This is a genomic window from Allobosea sp. RCC_152_1 (genome assembly GCF_041360765.1).
GTDB lineage: Bacteria > Pseudomonadota > Alphaproteobacteria > Rhizobiales > Beijerinckiaceae > Allobosea > Allobosea spartocytisi.
The window spans coordinates 548,617-565,887 of the sequence record NZ_JBFUPU010000003.1 but is presented as its reverse complement, the minus strand read 5'-3'; the positions used below and the strand labels follow the sequence as shown (position 1 = coordinate 565,887).

General features: G+C 66.2%; 15 protein-coding genes. 10 read left to right on the top strand and 5 right to left on the bottom strand.

The genetic code is table 11. The annotated features are described in order from the left end of the window. The first annotated feature begins 33 nt into the window (after nt 1-33). Nucleotides 34-942 carry a LysR family transcriptional regulator gene (locus tag AB6806_RS14500; protein ID WP_142023271.1) on the top strand — a complete coding sequence of 303 codons (909 nt, stop codon included), beginning with the start codon at nt 34-36 and terminating at the stop codon, nt 940-942. 415 nt (nt 943-1,357) lie between these two features. Here the strand turns inward: AB6806_RS14500 and AB6806_RS14495 are convergent, their stop codons facing one another. Continuing rightward, nucleotides 1,358-1,963 (bottom strand): amino acid synthesis family protein, encoded by a 606-nt coding sequence (locus tag AB6806_RS14495; protein WP_113251872.1) that lies wholly within the window; start codon nt 1,961-1,963, stop codon nt 1,358-1,360. A 131-nt stretch (nt 1,964-2,094) separates the two neighbouring features. Between AB6806_RS14495 and AB6806_RS14490 the strand changes: the two genes are divergently transcribed. The 9 genes from AB6806_RS14490 (at nt 2,095) to proX (ending at nt 12,096) form a co-directional block, all read left to right on the top strand. Beyond that, nucleotides 2,095-3,897, top strand: a complete 1,803-nt coding sequence (locus tag AB6806_RS14490; RefSeq protein ID WP_370954804.1) for a helix-turn-helix domain-containing protein — start codon at nt 2,095-2,097, stop codon at nt 3,895-3,897. Nucleotides 3,898-4,003: 106 nt separating this feature from the next. Then, nucleotides 4,004-5,005, top strand: a complete 1,002-nt coding sequence (locus tag AB6806_RS14485) for a flavin reductase (RefSeq protein WP_142023272.1) — start codon at nt 4,004-4,006, stop codon at nt 5,003-5,005. Next, complete coding sequence (locus tag AB6806_RS14480; RefSeq protein ID WP_142023273.1) at nt 5,002-6,513, top strand: aldehyde dehydrogenase; 1,512 nt, start codon at nt 5,002-5,004, stop codon at nt 6,511-6,513. The genes AB6806_RS14485 and AB6806_RS14480 overlap by 4 nt, the downstream gene beginning before the upstream one ends. Nucleotides 6,514-6,547: 34 nt before the next feature. Next, nucleotides 6,548-7,633, top strand: a complete 1,086-nt coding sequence (locus AB6806_RS14475; RefSeq protein ID WP_142023274.1) for an LLM class flavin-dependent oxidoreductase — start codon at nt 6,548-6,550, stop codon at nt 7,631-7,633. A gap of 41 nt (nt 7,634-7,674) precedes the next feature. Next, nucleotides 7,675-8,484 (top strand): alpha/beta fold hydrolase, encoded by an 810-nt coding sequence (locus AB6806_RS14470; protein ID WP_370954803.1) that lies wholly within the window; start codon nt 7,675-7,677, stop codon nt 8,482-8,484. Continuing rightward, nucleotides 8,481-8,795: an NIPSNAP family protein gene (locus AB6806_RS14465; protein WP_038367094.1), complete on the top strand. Its 315-nt coding sequence runs from the start codon at nt 8,481-8,483 to the stop codon at nt 8,793-8,795. Before AB6806_RS14470 ends, AB6806_RS14465 begins: the two co-directional genes overlap by 4 nt. Nucleotides 8,796-8,862: 67 nt before the next feature. Beyond that, nucleotides 8,863-10,032: a quaternary amine ABC transporter ATP-binding protein gene (locus tag AB6806_RS14460; protein WP_142023276.1), complete on the top strand. Its 1,170-nt coding sequence runs from the start codon at nt 8,863-8,865 to the stop codon at nt 10,030-10,032. Then, entirely contained in the window at nt 10,029-10,976 is a 948-nt protein-coding gene (locus tag AB6806_RS14455; protein ID WP_142023277.1) for an ABC transporter permease, read from the top strand. Before AB6806_RS14460 ends, AB6806_RS14455 begins: the two co-directional genes overlap by 4 nt. Nucleotides 10,977-11,055: 79 nt before the next feature. Continuing rightward, nucleotides 11,056-12,096 carry a glycine betaine/L-proline ABC transporter substrate-binding protein ProX gene (proX, locus tag AB6806_RS14450; protein WP_142023278.1) on the top strand — a complete coding sequence of 347 codons (1,041 nt, stop codon included), beginning with the start codon at nt 11,056-11,058 and terminating at the stop codon, nt 12,094-12,096. Nucleotides 12,097-12,289: 193 nt separating this feature from the next. Here the strand turns inward: proX and AB6806_RS14445 are convergent, their stop codons facing one another. The 4 genes from AB6806_RS14445 to AB6806_RS14430 all read right to left on the bottom strand — a co-directional run bounded on the left by AB6806_RS14445 (nt 12,290) and on the right by AB6806_RS14430 (nt 17,251). Continuing rightward, entirely contained in the window at nt 12,290-13,879 is a 1,590-nt protein-coding gene (locus tag AB6806_RS14445) for an ABC transporter substrate-binding protein (RefSeq protein WP_038367104.1), read from the bottom strand. Between the two features lie 152 nt (nt 13,880-14,031). Further along, complete coding sequence (locus tag AB6806_RS14440; protein WP_038367107.1) at nt 14,032-14,853, bottom strand: IclR family transcriptional regulator; 822 nt, start codon at nt 14,851-14,853, stop codon at nt 14,032-14,034. Between the two features lie 68 nt (nt 14,854-14,921). Next, nucleotides 14,922-16,448, bottom strand: a complete 1,527-nt coding sequence (locus AB6806_RS14435) for an AMP-binding protein (protein ID WP_142023279.1) — start codon at nt 16,446-16,448, stop codon at nt 14,922-14,924. 26 nt (nt 16,449-16,474) lie between these two features. Beyond that, on the bottom strand, nt 16,475-17,251 hold the full coding sequence (locus AB6806_RS14430; protein WP_185748066.1) for an enoyl-CoA hydratase/isomerase family protein: 777 nt from the start codon (nt 17,249-17,251) through the stop codon (nt 16,475-16,477). Between the last annotated feature and the right edge of the window lie 20 nt (nt 17,252-17,271).

Below are 17,271 nucleotides of genomic sequence, written 5' to 3'. Positions count from 1 at the left end.
TCATGAAGTGGCGCCGAGCGATGGGGGAAAGCGATGCCGGCGAGTCTGAGGCAGATCGAGGCCTTCTACTGGACCGCCAGACTTGGCGGCTTCACCGAGGCGTCGCGGCATCTCAATCTGGCGCAATCGACGGTGTCGAAGCGGATCATCGAACTCGAGGCCGTGATCGGCGGACCCCTCTTCGACCGCACGAGCCATGCCTTGCGCCTGACCCGGGCCGGCGAGGCGAGCCTGCCGATCGCCACAGAGATGCTCGCGCTGGAACCGCGCTTCCGTGAGGCGGCCGGCGGGGCCGCGACCTTCTCGGGGCCGTTCCGCTTCGGCACGACCGAGCTCGTCGCCCTGACCTGGTTGCCAAAGCTGATCGTCGCGATGAAGCACGACTACCCCAATGTCGTGCCCGTTCCCGAAGTCGCGGCCAGCGTCGACCTGTTCGGCAAGCTGGCGGCCACCGAGCTCGACCTCGTCATCGCGCTGGATCCCCCGCAAACGCCGGAATTCACGGCATTGCCGCTCGATACGGTCCAACTCGAATGGGTGTCGGCGCCGGGCTTCGGCCCGGCGGAGCACCTGATCCCGCTCGGCGAGATGGCGCGTTATCCGATCCTGACGCAGACCCAGGGCTCCGGCCTGCAGAAGCTGGTGCTCGACTGGGCGGTGGCCAATGGACTCGCGATCAACCACATCGTTCAATGCAACAGCCTGAACGTGCTGGCAGCCCTTGCCGCCGCCGGATTGGGCGTCACCTTCCTGACGGCCAGCTATTTCGGCCCAGAGATCGCCAACGGCCGGCTGCGCGTCATCCGGACCGAGCCGCCGATTCCACCGCTCCGTTACCATGCGGTGCACCGCAAGGGCGACATCTCGCCGCTCGCCGCGCGCATTGCGGCAATCGCTCAGCAATCCTGTGACTTCAGCGCCCGCAGCCTGCCGCGGGATTGAGTGTTGAGGCGGACGCCTTCGTCGCTCGCCTGCGAGTGAGAAATATCCGTCTAAATCCGACACCGACACCAGGGTGTGCCTGAACGAATGTCTGCTTCCGGGCATCGTGCCAATGTTTACATACGGCGCAAGATGGAAGCGCGCAGCGCGATGTGCTGGCGAGGGATGCCGCCTCCCATCGGAAACATGCAAGTTTATGTAGCCTCAAGATAGCTCGACGCCAGTCGCCTCATATAGATGCCGATCAAACCAGGCGCCCACGAGCGCACCGATGCCTCAGGTCGGGACCATTGCGAAGGCGCCACGCCCCTGTGTGCCAGGATTATCTTGATGGCCCACCGCGCTGTGCATCGGCGCCGGCATGGACCGCATTCGCACAGATGAGGCCGATGGCGTCTGCCACCATCGGATTCGATCAGATGCTGACGAGCTCAGGTGCTGTTAGCTCCGCCTCCATCTCCTTCATATCCTCGAAGCGGTCGGCGATGCGCGGATGGGCGCGGCCGCCATCGGAGGCGCCGATCGCGACGACGATCTCGTCGGGGCCGGGCGCATCGGCGATCTGGAAGGTTGCCGTGATGAAATGCGAACGCTTGCCGGTCTCGCTCTTGTGGATCATCGGCAGCGAAATCAGCGCGCCCGGCGCGGTGCGCGTGTTGGTGAAGCTCAGGAAGGCGGTTCCCGAGACCGCCTCGCGGAAGGTGTTGCCGAAGCGCAGCGTATGGATGAGCGCCGAAGCGTGCTCGATCTCGCCATTTACGCCGACGATCGCGGCCTTGCCATAGGCTTCGACCCGCTCCCCCGGCAGCACGGCGATCAGCCGGCGCGTCATCTCCAGGCCGAGCGGGCGCGCGATGCGCATGATCTCGGGACGAAGGTTCTCGACGAAGCCCTGGCCGGCCCAAGGGTTCTTCACCACTGCCGCGACAACCGTCATGGTGATCGGACGCGGCGCCGCCTTGCCCCCCTCGATTATCGTCTCCTCGACGAAGGTCGCGATCTTGCGCACCCCGATATCCATGGCCCTCTCCCGACAGCTCAGTGGCGATGACGGCCGAGGCTAGTGTTCGTCAGCCGGATGTCTTCCTATGATTGCGAGGAAGCTTGGTCGTTGGAATGCTGCGAGGCTACGCAAGATAGGAAGGGGACGAAGTGCTTACGCCTGTTTCGCAAATGCATTCGCTCAGGGAGGTGGCGAGCCGGATCAACTCCGGCGTCGATCTCCCCGGCATCCTGTTCGACCTGGTCAAGGCGGCCTGTGACCATGGCGGCTGGAGCATGGGCTCGATCATGTCGATCGACGTAGGGCATGGCTACGCCCATGTCTCCGTGCGTCATGACCCGACGCTGCTGCGACGCCAGCTCGAGGATCGCTGGGAACTGGCGACGAGCCCGGCGCTCTTGGCGTTGCGGACGGGAGAGCCGGTCTACATCCCCGACGCACGGGCCTCGGAGGAATTCCCGGGCTACCGGCGCGAGGCCTTCGAGCGCGACTACCGTTCGGTTCTGGTGATGCCGCTGACCAGCGTCGATGCCGAAGGGCGCTCGATGGTGCTGAGCCTCATCTCGCGCGACATCAAGCCACTGCCCTCCGACGACCTCGCCTTCATGGGCATGATCGCCCATCTCGGCGCGATCGCAGTCGAGCGCGAGCATCGTTTATGGGCAGAGCGGCGCGCAGCAGAGGAGCAGCGTCGCGCGCTGCATGCCCAGGGAGCCTTGCTGCAGGAAGTCCTGTCGGGCGGATCGGCGGATGCCCTGGCGGCTCGGCTCGACGAGTTGCTGCGATGCGCGGTGCTTGTGGTGGATTTCGCCGAAAACGGACTCGTCGCCGCAGGTTCGCCAGCCCCCGTCTCCTATGACGAAGCTGCGTGGCGCACCTTGTTGGCGACGGGGCAGGCCGATCCCGTCATCGCCACGGTCAAGGCCGCGGTGGCCGACGGCGAGGCAAAAATTGGCAGCATCTCCATCGAAGCCAGCGGCGGAAAGCTGGTCTTGCCTGCCTTGATCGAGCCCTTGAGCGTCGATGCGGATATCGTCGGTGCCCTCGTCCTGTTCGACGCCGAGCCGGGCGACGATCTGCGGCGGCTCATGCTGGACAGCGCCAAATTCGCGCTGAGCGTCCAGATGATGCGCAGCGTGATCCAGTTCCGCTTCGAGACACGCACGCTGACCGAGTTATTCTTCGAGATCGTCGAACGGCGCTGGCGCGATCCGGAGGACATCGCGCGCCGCGCGCGCCATCTCGGCCTGCCACTGTCGCGCGCGCTGCGGATGCTGGTCGTGGATCTTCCCGGTGCCGCAGGCGGCGAGCGCGAGCCGCTGGAAGCCCATCAAAGCGTCCAGCGGCTCGCGCGGCAACATGGCCTGAGCTGCCATGTCATCACGATCGGAACCGGCTTGGTCTGCCTGCTCCCAGCGCAGGCGGGCGAGGAGCGAGAGCGGCTCGACCGTTTCGCGCAGCGCCTGGTCGAAACGCTGCGCCATGGCCCGCGTGGCGAGCCCATCGCCGTCATCGGCGGCGTCTGTGACGGGCTCGACGCCTATTCCGGAGAATGGGAGCGGGCCTGGCGAATGCTGCGGATCGCGCGCAGCTTCCGGCGCAGCGGCGTGCTTTCGGCGCTCGATTTCGGCCCTTTGCCGATGCTGATTGGCGCCGCCGATTCGGCCGAGGTGCGGGCCTTCGTCGAGGGCAGCATCGGCCGGGTAGCATCGCATGATCGCGAGCATGGCACGCCCTATCTGGAAACGCTGACGGCCTATCTGCGCGCCGGCTGCCGCAGCCAACCCTGCGCCGATGCGATGGGGCTGCACGTCACGACGCTGCGCTATCGGCTCGCCCGGATCGAGGAACTGTTCCAGATCAATCCGGACACGCCGGAAAGGCGCTTTACCCTCGAACTGGCGTTGAAGATGCACGACGTCATTGAAGGCCGAACCGCCGCTTACCCCTGAAGCGGCGAATCCTTTTGCCTGCGTGTCCTCCGTTTCGGAGGAAGAAAGGCTGCGGGCGGCTGCCTAGCCTCATCCTCATTGGTGACGAGCACCGAAGAGGATCGCCATGCTGGCGACGGCGCCCCAACATTCCACCACGATCGACCCCGTCGCCTTGCGGCGGGCTTTTGGGACCTTCCTGACTGGCGTCACGATCGTCACGACGCACGACACCGAGGGTCGTCCGCGCGGCATGACCGCGAATTCCTTCACCTCCGTCTCGCTGGATCCGCCCTTGTTGCTGGTTTGCGTCGGCAAGGGGGCGTCGAGCTTTCCCGCCTTCGAAACGGCGGATTGCTTCGCGGTCAACCTGCTGCAGGAGGAGCAGAAGGATCTCTCGAACCTCTTCGCCTCCAAATCTCCGGATAAATTCGCCAACGTCGCTTATGACAGCGTCCATACCGGCGCGCCCGTACTCGGCGATTGCCTGACCTGGTTCGACTGCAGCCTGCACCAGCGCGTCGATGCCGGCGACCACATCGTGCTGATCGGCCAGGTGCAGGCATTCGGCACCAGCCCCTCCGCGCCGCTGGCCTTCTGCCGCGGCCGCTATGCGGCGGTGAAGGACCCGCTGCCGCCGGGCTGGCTCGCGTCGAGCAGCATGATCGTCAACTACCTCGTCGAGTCCGACGGCAGGCTCCTGCTCTGCCGCGAGGGCGATGGCGGCTGGGCCCTGCCGCGAGCGACACGCCGCATTCTCGACGGAAGGCTGCCGCTCGCCAATGGCGAGAGCCTGCCGCTGCTGCCGGAGGACACCTTCCTCTATTCGGTGTTCGACGTCGCCGATGGCGATCCAGGTCATCTTGTCTACCGGGCGCGACTCGCAGGTGATGCCGGCGACATTTGCCTGCCCGAGGGCGTGCGCTTCTTCGGCTTCGACGAGTTGCCCTACGAGCAGATCCTGACACGGGAAACCCGCAGCGTTCTTCGCCGCTATGTCAGCGAGAGCAACGGCCGCCGCTTTGGCATCTACATCGATTCCCATGACGGCGGACGCTTCGCGATGGTCGAGGACACCCGGCCCTGGGCCGGCATTCCGCAACTCTGGGAGCGCGGCGGCGCATCATGAAGACGACGGTCGAAACCCTTCAGGGCTCGCGCATCGGGCATTTCATCGACGGCTCCTTCGTCGCGCCGCAAGGTGGCGTCTACGCGCCGAGCTATGATCCGACCACGGCCGAGCCATGGTACGAGTTCGCCCTGGGCGATGCCGGCGATGTCGACGCCGCCGTCCGCTCGGCCCGCGCCGCGCTGATCAACCCGGCCTGGCGGCGCATGACGCAGACCGATCGCGGCAAGCTGGTACGCCGGCTCGGTGAGCTCGTTCTGGCCCATGCCGAGGAATTGGCCCAGCTCGAATGCCGCGACAACGGCAAGCTGATCAAGGAGATGCGCGCCCAGATGCGGGCGATCCCGGACTCCTACGGCTACTTCGCGGGGATGGCCGACAAGCTCCAGGGCGACACGATCCCGGTCAACAAGCTCGACACGCTGAACTTCAACCTGCGCGAGCCGATCGGCGTCGTCGCGATGATCATCCCCTGGAATTCGCCGCTGATGATGCTGACGGGCACGCTGGCGCCCTGCCTCGCCATCGGCAACACGATCGTGGTCAAGCCCTCCGAGCATGCCACGGCCTCGGCGCTGGCGCTGGCGGAACTGGTGATCGAGGCCGGCATTCCGCCTGGCGTCGTCAATGTCGTCACCGGCGACGGCATGACCACCGGTGATGCGCTGACCCGCCATCCCGGCATCGCGAAATACGTCTTCACCGGCTCGACCGACACCGGCCGCAAGATCGCCGGAAACGCAGCGGGCAATCTCGTGCCCTGCCAAATGGAACTCGGCGGCAAGTCGCCTCATGTCGTGTTCTCGGATGTCGACATCGAGCGCGCGGTCAACGGCGTCGTCTCCGGCATCTTCGCTGCGGCCGGCCAGACCTGCGTCGCCGGTTCCCGCTGCTTCGTCGAGGCGCCGGTCTATGACCGCTTCGTCGAGGCGCTGGTCGAGCGCACCAGGCGCGTCAAGGTCGGCCATCCCATGGCCGAGGACACCGATATCGGGCCGCTCGCGCTCGCGGCGCAACTCGACAAGGTCGAGCATTTCGTCGGCTCCGGCGTGCGCGAGGGCGCCAGGATCGCCGTCGGCGGCCGCAAGCCGCAGAACGAGGCGCTGGCGCGCGGCTGGTACTACGAGCCGACGGTGCTGACCGAAGCGCGCAACGACATGAGTTTCATGCGCAACGAGATCTTCGGCCCCGTCGTCGGTGTCGTGCCCTTTTCGAGCGAGGAGGAAATGATCGCGCTCGCCAACGACAGCGAATACGGGCTCGCTTCCGGTATCTGGACCCGCGATATCGACCGAGCCATGCGCTTCGCCCGCAATGTCGAGGCTGGCACCGTCTGGATCAACACCTACCGCTCGGCCGCCTTCATGTCTGCGAACGGAGGCACGAAGAAGAGCGGCTATGGCCGCCGCGGCGGCTTCGAGGTCATGCGCGAGTTCTCGCGCCTGAAGAACGTCGTCATCGACTACTCGGGTGCCATGCAGGACCCGTTCGTCATCCGCCTGCGCTGATGCGCTGTCCCGCACGTTTGCACGGAGGCAAGCCATGAAATTCGCTCTCTCGATCAATATGGAGCGCTTTTCACCCGATGAATCGATGCAGGACGCCATGTCCAACATGCTGGCGCTTGCCCGCATGGCCGACGAGGGCGGCTTCGAGACGTTGTGGACCGCCGAGCATCACACCATCGAATGCACGATCTCGCCGAATCCGTTCCAGACGCTGGGCTGGCTCGCCCAGCATACCAGCCGGATCAGGCTGGGCACGGCGACGCTGGTCGCGCCCTACTGGTCGCCGATCCGGCTGGCCGGCGAGGCGGCGCTCTGCGACCACCTGACCGGCGGCCGCCTCGAAATCGGCATCGCGCGCGGCGCTTATCAATACGAGTTTGACCGCATGGCCGGTGGCATGCCCCAGCAGGAGGGCGTCGCCTATATGAAGGAACTCGTCCCCGCGGTTCAAAAGCTCTGGGCGGGCGACTACGCCCATGACGGGCATTACTGGCGGTTCCCGCTCGCGACCTCGGTACCCAAGCCGCTGCAGAAGCCGCATCCGCGCATCTGGGTCGCGGCGCGCGATCCCGGCACCTTCGACTGGGCCGTCGGCATTGGCGCCAGTATCCTCTCGACCCCGCTTTCGGCGCCTGTTGCGGAGATCGGAGTACTCGCCGAGAAGTTCCGCAAGGCCTGCGCCGATAATCCCGAGCGCCCGCGCCCGAAATTCATGATGCAGCGCCGCACCTGCGTCTATGACAGCAGGCAGGATTGGCAGGAGATCGTCCGATACAGCGTCGATTACGGGCGCTATTTCGAGAATCTGATGCAGAATATCGGTACGGTGAAGAACGGCTTCCCCGAGGCCGTGCCATTCGAGACGGTCGCCAATCGCGGCAGCTACGACCCAAAGGCGATCCGCGATAACCTCGTCTTCGGCACGCCGGAAGAGGTCATCTCCAAGCTCGAGGTCTACGAGGCCGCCGGTGTCGACCAGTTCTGTCTTGGCCTCTCCTACAATCTGCCCTTCGAGTTGCAGGTCCGGACGCTCAGGCTCTTCATCGACGAGGTGATGCCGCATTTCGCAGCCCGCGAACGCGAGGCCGCCCGTCCGCGCTTCGCTGCGGTCGGGGCCTGACGGCGATGGCGGATGCGGCTGCCCTGACACAGGCGCCTGACGTGAGCGGCACGCTCCTTCGCGACGGCGTCGAGCTGAACTACCGGCTGAGCGGCTCGGGCGGTCTGCCGCTCGTGCTGGTTCATGGCGTCGGCTCCTATTGCGAGTCCTGGGACGGGGTGATCACGCGGCTGTCCGACCGCTTCCGCATCTTGAGCTTCGACCTGCGCGGCCATGGCCGCTCGGCGCGGGTCAAGGGCCGCTATGAGATCGACGATTTCACTGGCGACGTGCTCGCGCTTGCCGATCACACCGGCTTCGGCCGCTTCGATCTCGCCGGTTTTTCGCTCGGCGGCCTGATCGCGCAGCGCCTCGCTCTGACCCACCCCGAGCGGCTGCGGCGGCTGGTGCTGCTGTCGACGGTCTCTGGCCGGACCGACGAGGAGCGGGAGCGCGTGCTGGCGCGCCTCGCCGCGCTCAAGGCCGGCGATCGCGGTTCGCACTACGACGCCTCGCTGTCGCGCTGGCTGACCGAGGATTTTCAGGCGCGCAATCCCGAGCTGATCGTCGAACTCCGCCGCCGCAACGCTGAGAACGATCCCGATTGCTACGCATCGGCCTACCGCGTGCTGGCCGAGACTGATTTCGGCGGGTTGATCGACCAGATCCGGCTGCCGACACTGATCATGACCGGCGAGCACGATCAGGGCTCGAACCCACGCATGTCGCGCTACATGCATGAGCGCATTCCGGACTCCCGGCTGCACATCCTGCCGGGGCTGCGTCACTCCCTGCTGAACGAGGCACCCGGCCAGGTTGCTGCGCTGATGCGGGGCTTTCTCACCGAAGCCGCCGAGGAGGGCCGCGCGTGATCGTCGAGGAGCGCATCTACCGCATCCGAACGGGCAGGATGGGGACCTATCTCAAGCTTGTTCGCGAGGAAGGGCTCGCGATCCAGCAGCCCATCCTCGGCCGCCTTATCGGCTACTTCACCACCGAGATCGGTGCTCTCAGCCAGGTCACGCATCTTTGGGCCTATGAGGATCTGGAGGACCGGCGGCGCAGGCGCCAGCAGCTTGCCGACGAGCCGCGCTGGCAGGCCTTCCTGCCCAGGCTTTCCGAGAACATCGAGCAGGCCGAGAACAAGATCCTGCTGCCGACCGACTTTTCGCCGCTGCGCTGACCGCGCAGCGCTCCTGGGAGAACGGGCGGAAGGTCGACCCCACCGGACAATGAGAAGGGGAACAGCGGTGAGCGAAAGGCTGCGTATCGAAAACCTCTACAAGGTTTTCGCCAAGGACCCGACCGAGGCGCTGCAGATCCTGCGCGGCGGCGGCACGAAGGACAGCGTCTTCGGGAAGCTCGGCCAGGTTGTTGGGCTCGATGGCGTCTCGCTCAGCGTCCCGTCCGGCGCGATGTACATGATCATGGGTCTGTCCGGCTCCGGCAAATCGACGCTCGCACGCTGCGTCAACCGGCTGAACGAGCCCAGCGCCGGGCGCATCCTGCTGGACGGCCAGGACATCGTGCCGCTCTCCGAGAAGGCGCTGCGCGAGGTCCGGCGCACGCGGATGTCGATGGTGTTCCAGCACTTCGCGCTGCTGCCCAACAAGCGCGTCATCGAGAATGTCGAGTTCGGGCTGAAGCTGCGCGGCGTCGCGCCGGCCCAGCGCCGCAAGCGCGCCGAGGAGATTCTCTCCGTCGTCGGGCTTGCGCGCTGGGGCTATCACCTGCCGCATGAGCTGTCGGGCGGCATGCGCCAGCGTGTGGGGCTCGCGCGGGCCCTCGCGACCGATGCCGACATCCTGATCATGGACGAGGCCTTCAGCGCGCTTGATCCGCTGATCCGCACCGAGATGCAGGACGAGTTGCTGCGCCTCCAGCGCACGCTGAACAAGACCATCCTGTTCATCACCCATGATTTCCAGGAAGCGCTGAAGCTGGGCACCCGCATCGCGATCATGTCGGAAGGCAAGCTCGTGCGCGAGGGCACGCCGCAATCGATCGTGCTCGAGCCGGGCAGCGACTATGTCGCCGCCTTCACGCGCGAAGTCGACAGGGCACGGCTGTTCGACGCACACTCGGTGATGAAGGCGCCGACCGTGCTCTGGCGCGGGCCGAACGGCATCGTCGTCGGAGGCGCCGGGGGCGGCCTCCTGCTCGACCAGCAGGAGCATGTGGTCGCCGGACTCGGCGAAGCCCAGATCGCCACGCTGAAGCAGACCGGCGAATTGCCGGCCGGGCGTGGCCCTTATCTCTGCGTTCCCGAGGGCGCCAGGCTCGTCGATGTCGCGCGCAGCTACCGCGCCGATCACGCCATGGGCGTCGTCGACGACAGTGGCAAGCTCGTCGGTCTGCTCGGCGCGGAGCAGATACTCGCCCGTATCGCCAACCTGCCGAGCCCGGGAGAAGCCGCATGATCAAGGCTGACGATCTCGCGATCTTCCCGGTCGACCAGTGGATCCAGGACGGAGTCCGCTGGCTGGCCCTGAACCTGCGGCCGCTGTTCCAGGCGATCAAATGGCCGGTCGAAAGTCTGCTCGGCTTCAACGACTGGGCGCTGCATGCGATTCCGTTCCCCGCGATGCTCCTGCTGATCGGCTTGATCGCTTGGCGCAGCGCCGGCCGGGGCGTCGCGGCCTTCAGCGTCGTGTCTCTGATCGTCATCGCCATGCTCGGCGTCTGGACCGAGGCGATGACGACGCTCTCGCTAATCACGACCGCGATCGTTTTCTGCGCGGTGATCGGCATCCCGATCGGTATTCTCTGCGCCCGCAGCGACCGGGTCTGGAACGTCGTCCGCCCAATCCTCGACATCATGCAGACTACGCCTACCTTCGTTTACCTCGTGCCGGTGGTGATGCTGTTCGGCGTCGGCACTGTCCCGGGCGAGGTCGCGGTGGTCACTGCTGCGGCTCCCCCGCTGATCCGCTTCACCAATCTCGGCATCCGCATGGTCGAGCACGAGATCGTCGAGGCTGGTCTCGCCTTCGGCGCGGACAGCCGCCAGTTGCTCTGGGAGATCCAGCTTCCGCTTGCGATCCCGTCCATCCTCGGTGGGCTCAACCAGACCGTTCTGACCGCGATGGTGATGTCGGTCGTCGTCGCGATGATCGGCGCCGAAGGGCTCGGCCTCGTCGTGCTCCAGGGCCTCGGGAGGCTCGATGTCGGCCGCGCCGCCATCGGCGGCATCGCCATCGTCCTGCTGGCGATGATGCTCGACCGCATCACCCAGAAACTCGCCGAGACGAAACGTGATCAGCGCACCTCCCTGCTTCAGGCGCTGATGCGCTTCCTGCGGGGAAACCGCCGCGAGGAGATCACCGCGCCTGCGCCGCCGGAGGCCAGCCGACAGGCGGCGTGACCGACCGATTTCAACGAAGAACCCGCCCACAAAGGGCGGGCCGGGGACAAGACCAGCCATAACCGAAGAGGAGAACGCGATGATCAGCCTGTCAGCCAGACCGTTTATCAAGACTGTTGCCGCGGCGGCGCTCGCCGCAGTCGCCCTGCAGGGAGCGGCGTTCGCCCAGGCCTTGCCGGGCAAGGGCAAGACCGTGCGCTACGCCCAGAGCGACAGCCTCGGCGCCAATTACGTGACCGCCCAAATCATCAGCCGGGCGATGAAGGAGCTCGGCTACGAGGTGAAGCTCTCGACGCTCAACACGACGCTGTTCTTCCAGGCTGCAGGGCAGGGCGATCTCGACCTCGCCACCGACGTCAACATGCCCCAACGCGAACCCGCCTTCCGGGCCGTCGAGAAGCAGGCCGAGCTGCTCGGCAGCGGCATGATCGTCGGCGGCGGCATCAACGGCTACCTCATCGACAAGAAGACCGCGACCGCACACAACATCACCACGCTGGTGCAGATGAAGGATCCCAAGATCGCCGCGCTGTTCGGCAAGGATGGGCGCGCGGACCTGATCAACTGCGACCCGGGTTGGAGTTGCGGCGACGTGGTCGACTTCCAGCTCGACAAGTTCGGCCTCAAGGACACCGTCCGCTCGGTGCGCGGCAAATACGAGACCCTGATGGTCGAGGCCGTGGCGCGCGTGAAGCGCGGCGAGCCCGCCTTCTTCTATGCGTGGAGCCCGTCCTGGGTGAACAACGCGCTGATCCCGGGCGAGGACGTCGTCTGGTTGCCCACGCCGGAGGATGCGCTGCCGCCGAACGTGCCGAACCGCGGTTCAGCCCTGGTACCGGGCGTCAAAGGCTGCGCCGGCGGAGCCGATCCCTGCCGCATGGCGATGTCGTCCTGGAACTGGGCCTCTGTCGCGAACAAGCAGTTCGTCGCGGCCAACCCGGCGATCAAGACACTGATCGAGCAGATCAAGTTCCCGCTCGCGAGCTGGTCGGCCTGGGAGTTCAACATCAACAAGAACGGCGCCAGCAGCGCCAACATCAACCGCATGGCCGATGAGTGGATCACCCAAAACAAGGCCATGTTCGACGACTGGGTGGCGAAGGCCAGAGGCGGCGTCTAATCGCAACTTGTAGGGAAAACGACAACAGTTCGGAATCGCATGCCCGGCTTGAGATGCCTCCAGGAAGGCTGCTGGAGGCCTCTCGGCGCAAGGCACCCCCATTCGCTCGCCCAACAGCGTCTGCTTCCTGGCGGGCGACAAGGTCAGCTATTGGCGCTTGCCGCTGATCGAGATCAAACTGTGCGTGCTCGTGCTATTTGTGTTTCACGTCGACTGCCAATGTGAGCTCGTCGATGCGTGGCTGGTAGAACACCTTGCCTCGCGTCGCCCAGATGTTCTTGAAGTGGTAGAGCGGGAGGATGGCGACGTCGGTGGAGACCAGCTTCACCGCGTCGAGCACGAGGGCCTCGCGCTTGGTGTCGTCGATCTCGGCGATGGCGCTGGCATTGAGCGCGTCGAGCTTCGAATTGGAATACTGCGCCCAATTGTAGAGGCCCCAGCCGGTCTCCTTGTTGCGCGTGCCGACGAGATCCCTGAGCAGGCCCGTGCCTTCCATGGAATTGTTGCTCCAGCTCCCGAGATAGGCGGTGAACTGGCTTTTGGCGCCTCGCGACGAGTAGACGCTGAAGGGGATGGCGTCGATCGCGGTGTCGACGCCGATGCGGCTCCACATCTGCGCGATCGCCTGCGCGACCTCGACGCTGTAGGGCACCCGGTCGTTTGAGGTCGAGAGCGTGATCTTGAAGCCGTTGGGGAATCCGGCCTCGGCCAGAAGGCGCTTGGCCTTTTCCGGATCATAGGCCGGGACCGGGGTCTTGGGATCGTATCCCATGATCCCGGGCGGCAGCCATTGGCCCGTGGGATTGGCGGTGCCCAGCATGATCCGCTCCGTGATGCCGGCACGGTTGATCGCGATCGAGAGCGCCTCGCGGACCTTCTGGCTGGTCAGCGGCGACGGATCGAGCTTGGCGCCCTTCTTGTCCGTTATCGGCGGCGCATCCTCGGCCGGCTTGATCATCGGGACGATGTAGTTGACGCGCATGCCAGCGACCGAGGCAACGTGGATGTTCTCGGACTTCTCGAGGCGCGGGAGATCGCTGGCGGAGGGCGTGTCGATCAGGTCGAGATCGCCGGACAGCAGGGCGGCCGTCCGTGCGGCGGTATTCGGGATCAGCCGGATCGTCAGCGTCGTCCAGGCGGGCTTCTCGCCCCACCAGTTGTCGTTGCGGGCGAATTCGACGCGCTCGCCGGGCGTATAGCTCACCAGCTTGAACGGGCCGGTGCCGATCGCCGCCTTGCCGCTGTTGTAGTCGGCCGTGGTCGCATCGGTGCCGGCGTGACGCGAGACGATGGCGAGGCGGGTGAGGTCGCTCGGCAGGTTCGGCACTGGCGACGTGGTGGTCAGGCGGATCACGGTGGGGCCGACGACCTCGGTGTCCTTGATCGGCCGGATGATGCCGGCGAAGCCGCCGAGATTGTTGGGAACGTCGATGGCGCGCTTCAGGGTGAAGGCGACGTCGTCGGCCGTGAAGGGCCTGCCGTCATGCCAGGTCACGCCTTCGCGCAGCTTGAACTCCCACACGGTCGGGGAGATCGCGCGCCATTCCGTAGCGAGACCGGGAGTGAGCTTGCCCTCCGGGCTGCGATGCACCAGCCGGTCGAACATGTGGAACGCGACCAGGTTGTTGGGCGTCGTGCTGTAGAAATGAGGGTCGAGCGAATTGACCGCTCCGCCGATTCCCATGGTCAGCTTCTCGGCGAAGGCAGGCGCGGCGCCCAGGCACAGAAGGAGGGTCGAGGCGAGCGCGAGGCGCTTTACCGGCGAGGTGAGGGTGGCAGCCATACGCGATCCCCTTATTATTGGTATATAATAATTGATATTTGAAGACGATTTTTGCTGACTGTCAAGCGAGCGCAAGCCCGATTGCGCGCGAGCGACGCCCGCACGTTGAAACCCAGAGATTCCGACTGAGTGAGCGGGCGCCGAGGCCCGGCTCAGGAGGCGAGCGTTTCCGTCGCTTTCGTCGCGGCCTCGAGCACGAGCGGCGCGAGTTCGGCGATCGCGGTCTCGCGGCTGTAGCGCGTGGTCAGGGTCGAGAGGTTGATCGAGCCGATCGCGCGGCCGGCGCGATCATGAACCGGCGCGGACACCGAGATGCTGCCCTGTTCCATGTTCTTCTCGGTGACGGAGAAGCCGACCGCCTTGGCCGCTTCGAGGATGCGCATCATCTCGGCCGCGTCGCGCGCCTTGGTGCGCTGTGACACCGAAGGGGCGGACGCTTTCCAGACCTTCTCGACATGGCTCGGTGCGGAATGGGCGAGCAGCATCTGGCCGGACGAGGAGGAGAGTGCCGGAAACCGGGTGCCGATGGGGAGGTTGACCGACGAGATATGCGTGCTCGGTATCGTTGCGATGATGACGATGTCGGCGCCGTCGACCTCGACCCAGGAGATCGTCTCCCGGGTCTTCTCGCTCAGGATGCGCATCTGCGGATAGGCCGCTTCCAGCCCTTGGTTCGACGAGCTGGCATTTTGCGCGAAACGGAAGACCTTCCGCGACAGGCCGTAGCGCTTCGTCTGGGCGTCGCGATCGAGATAACCGAGGCGCTCGAGCGTATAGATGAAGCGCTGCGAGGCGCTGCGGCCGAGCCCCGTACGGATCGCGATGTCCGACAGGCTCAGCGTCGCGGCCGTCTTGTCGAAGGCCTCCAGGACCTTCATCGCCTTGGCGACGGAGGCGACGAAGAGGCGCTCGTCGATCTCCGGCGCCCCTTCGCCGCGGTCGGCCAGGGGTGCGGCTGGCGCAGATTTCGACATCGACGACACCATGGTGTGCGGAGACCTTTCGCGGGGCTGTCCAAGCTGTAGCAGCTTCGTCCGGCGCCTCAACCCGCGCCCGGGCCGAACGTTCCGGCGAAGCGCTGCTTGAGGAGGTTCTTCTGGATCTTGCCGAGCGTATTGCGCGGCATCTCGTCGACCAGCTCGATGCGCTTGGGCACCTTGTAGCCGGCCAGCGAAGATCGGAGCGCCGCGATCGCTTGCTGCGGATCGAAGGGTGTGCGGCGGTTCGCCAGCTGCACCACGGCGACGACGGCCTCTCCGAAATCGGGGTGCGAAACGCCGATCACAGCGCTTTCGGTGACCGCGTCCAAGGCGTTGAGCGCAGCCTCGACTTCCTTGGGGTAGACGTTGAGGCCGCCGGTGATGATGAGATCGGCGCCGCGACCGAGCACGCTGACATGGCCCTCCTCGTCGACGCGGCCGAAATCGCCGGTCACGAACCAGCCGTCGCGGAAGGCGGCTGCCGTCTTCGCGTCGTCGCGCCAATAGCCGAGGAACGGAAAAGGCTGCTGCAATTCGATCATCCCGACCGTTCCGGCCGGCACCTCCTGTCCGTCCTTGTCGACGATGCGAAGCCGCGAACCCGGCAGCGGCAGGCCCGACGTATCGGGGCGGCGGTGATCCTCGAAGCGGTTCGAGGTGGCGATCAGGGCCTCGGTCAGCCCGTAGCGGTCGAGGAGGCGATGGCCGGTGCGGGCCGCGAAGGCCTCGAAGGCATCGGCCCGCATCGGCGCCGAACCGGTGACGAACAGGCGCATCTCGGTGCAGAGCTCCCGGCCGAAACGCGGGTCGGCCATGAGGCGGCTGTAATAGGTCGGGACCCCGGCGAAGATCGTCGCGCGGGGCAAGGCGGCCAGCACCGCCTCCGTCTCGAATTTCGACAGCAGGATCATCGCGGCGCCTCCGGCAAGTGCCGGCGTCGTCGTGCCGAAGAGCCCGTAGGCCATGGGGTTGGCGTGGAGCAGGGTATCGTCCGGGCCGATCCGCCAGCAGGCGGCGAGCGCGCGTGCGTTCCAGATCACGCTGCCGGCCGAAAGCAGCGCGCCTTTCGGCCGGCCCGTCGTGCCGGAGGTGTAGACCATGGCGTTCGCGTCGGACGGCGAAACCGCCGTGAGTTCGTCCAGCCCTTCGATTCCGCGGCTCCCCTCGGTCAGCGTGCCTGCGCCCTTTGCGTCCAGCGTCAGCACTCGGTGCGTTCCGGCCGAGCCGACGCAGTCGCGCCGCGAGGGGTCGCAGACCACCGCCACCGGCTCGGCGTCCCGGAGGATATGGCTGATTTCAGCGTCGGTCAGGCCGATATGGACAGGCAGATAGACGGCTCCGAGCCTGCAAACCGCGAGATAGAGCAGGATGCCCTCCGGCGATTTCTCCAGAAGGCCGGCGACGAACCGGCCTTTCGCGACGCCGAGTCCGGCCAGCAGGCCGGCGTAGCGGGCGGTGATGTCCGCCGCCTCGCCGAAGCGGAGCTGCCGCCCGGCCGCCGTTTCCATGAAGACGCGCGCCGGATCGTGCTCCCGGCCGAACAGGGCGCCAAACACGTTCGCGTCGGTGGGCACGGTGATCTCGGTCATCGTCGTCGTCCTGTCGGCGTTCCGGTTCAGCGCCCGGTGAAGACCGGCTTGCGCTTCTCGGCGAAGGCGCGCGTGCCTTCGCGATAGTCCTCGCTGCGATCGGCGGCCTCCGACAGCGCCGCGACATTGGCTGCAACATCGGCGAGGCGGCCCAGCTGAATCGCGTCGCAGGCGAGCTTGGCGGCCCGGATCGAGAGTGGAGCATTGGCAAGCATGGGCGCGGCGAAGCGTAGCGCCGCCTCGACGACATCGTCCTCGACGACGTCCGACACGAGCCCGCAGGACAGCGCCGCCTCGGCCCCGATCAGAGCGCCGGTGTAGAGCATATGCCGCGCCATCGAGAGACCGGCCGTCGCGGCGAGGAGCTGCGTGCTGTCGGCTGGATAGACCAGGCCTAGCTTTGCCGGGGGCACGCCGAAACGCGCGGTCGCGTCGGCGATCCGGAAATCCGCGCGCAGCGCCAGGGTGCAGCCGCCGCCGACGCAGGGTCCACTGACGGCCGCGATCACAGGTACGCGTGCCGCCGACACCGCCGCGTAGCAAGCCATGATGCCGTCCCAATAGACCTGGCGCGCCGGAGGATCGTCGCGCACGACGGCGAAGGCGCCAATCTCGTCGCCGGCGCAGAATGCGCCGCCACGGCCGGTGAGAATGATGGCACGCAGCGCATCGTCGGCATGAAGCTGCGTGAACGCGCCACCCAGTTCGCGCCAGGCCTCGCCGCTGAGCGCGTTGCGCTTGGCCGGACGATTGATCGCGACGATCGCGACCGCGCCGTGGCGCTCCAGTTCGATGTCGGACAAATCAGCCTCCGTGTCTCGCT

Bases quoted from the DNA above. Each gene is read 5' to 3' on its own strand.
- AB6806_RS14495 (WP_113251872.1), bottom strand. From the start codon at position 1,963: ATGGATATCGGGGTGCGCAAGATCGCGACCTTCGTCGAGGAGACGATA.
- AB6806_RS14485 (WP_142023272.1), top strand. From the start codon at position 4,004: ATGCTGGCGACGGCGCCCCAACATTCCACCACGATCGACCCCGTCGCC.
- AB6806_RS14475 (WP_142023274.1), top strand. From the start codon at position 6,548: ATGAAATTCGCTCTCTCGATCAATATGGAGCGCTTTTCACCCGATGAA.
- AB6806_RS14480 (WP_142023273.1), top strand. From the start codon at position 5,002: ATGAAGACGACGGTCGAAACCCTTCAGGGCTCGCGCATCGGGCATTTC.
- AB6806_RS14440 (WP_038367107.1), bottom strand. From the start codon at position 14,853: ATGTCGAAATCTGCGCCAGCCGCACCCCTGGCCGACCGCGGCGAAGGG.
- AB6806_RS14445 (WP_038367104.1), bottom strand. From the start codon at position 13,879: ATGGCTGCCACCCTCACCTCGCCGGTAAAGCGCCTCGCGCTCGCCTCG.
- AB6806_RS14500 (WP_142023271.1), top strand. From the start codon at position 34: ATGCCGGCGAGTCTGAGGCAGATCGAGGCCTTCTACTGGACCGCCAGA.
- AB6806_RS14455 (WP_142023277.1), top strand. From the start codon at position 10,029: ATGATCAAGGCTGACGATCTCGCGATCTTCCCGGTCGACCAGTGGATC.
- AB6806_RS14435 (WP_142023279.1), bottom strand. From the start codon at position 16,448: ATGACCGAGATCACCGTGCCCACCGACGCGAACGTGTTTGGCGCCCTG.
- proX (WP_142023278.1), top strand. From the start codon at position 11,056: ATGATCAGCCTGTCAGCCAGACCGTTTATCAAGACTGTTGCCGCGGCG.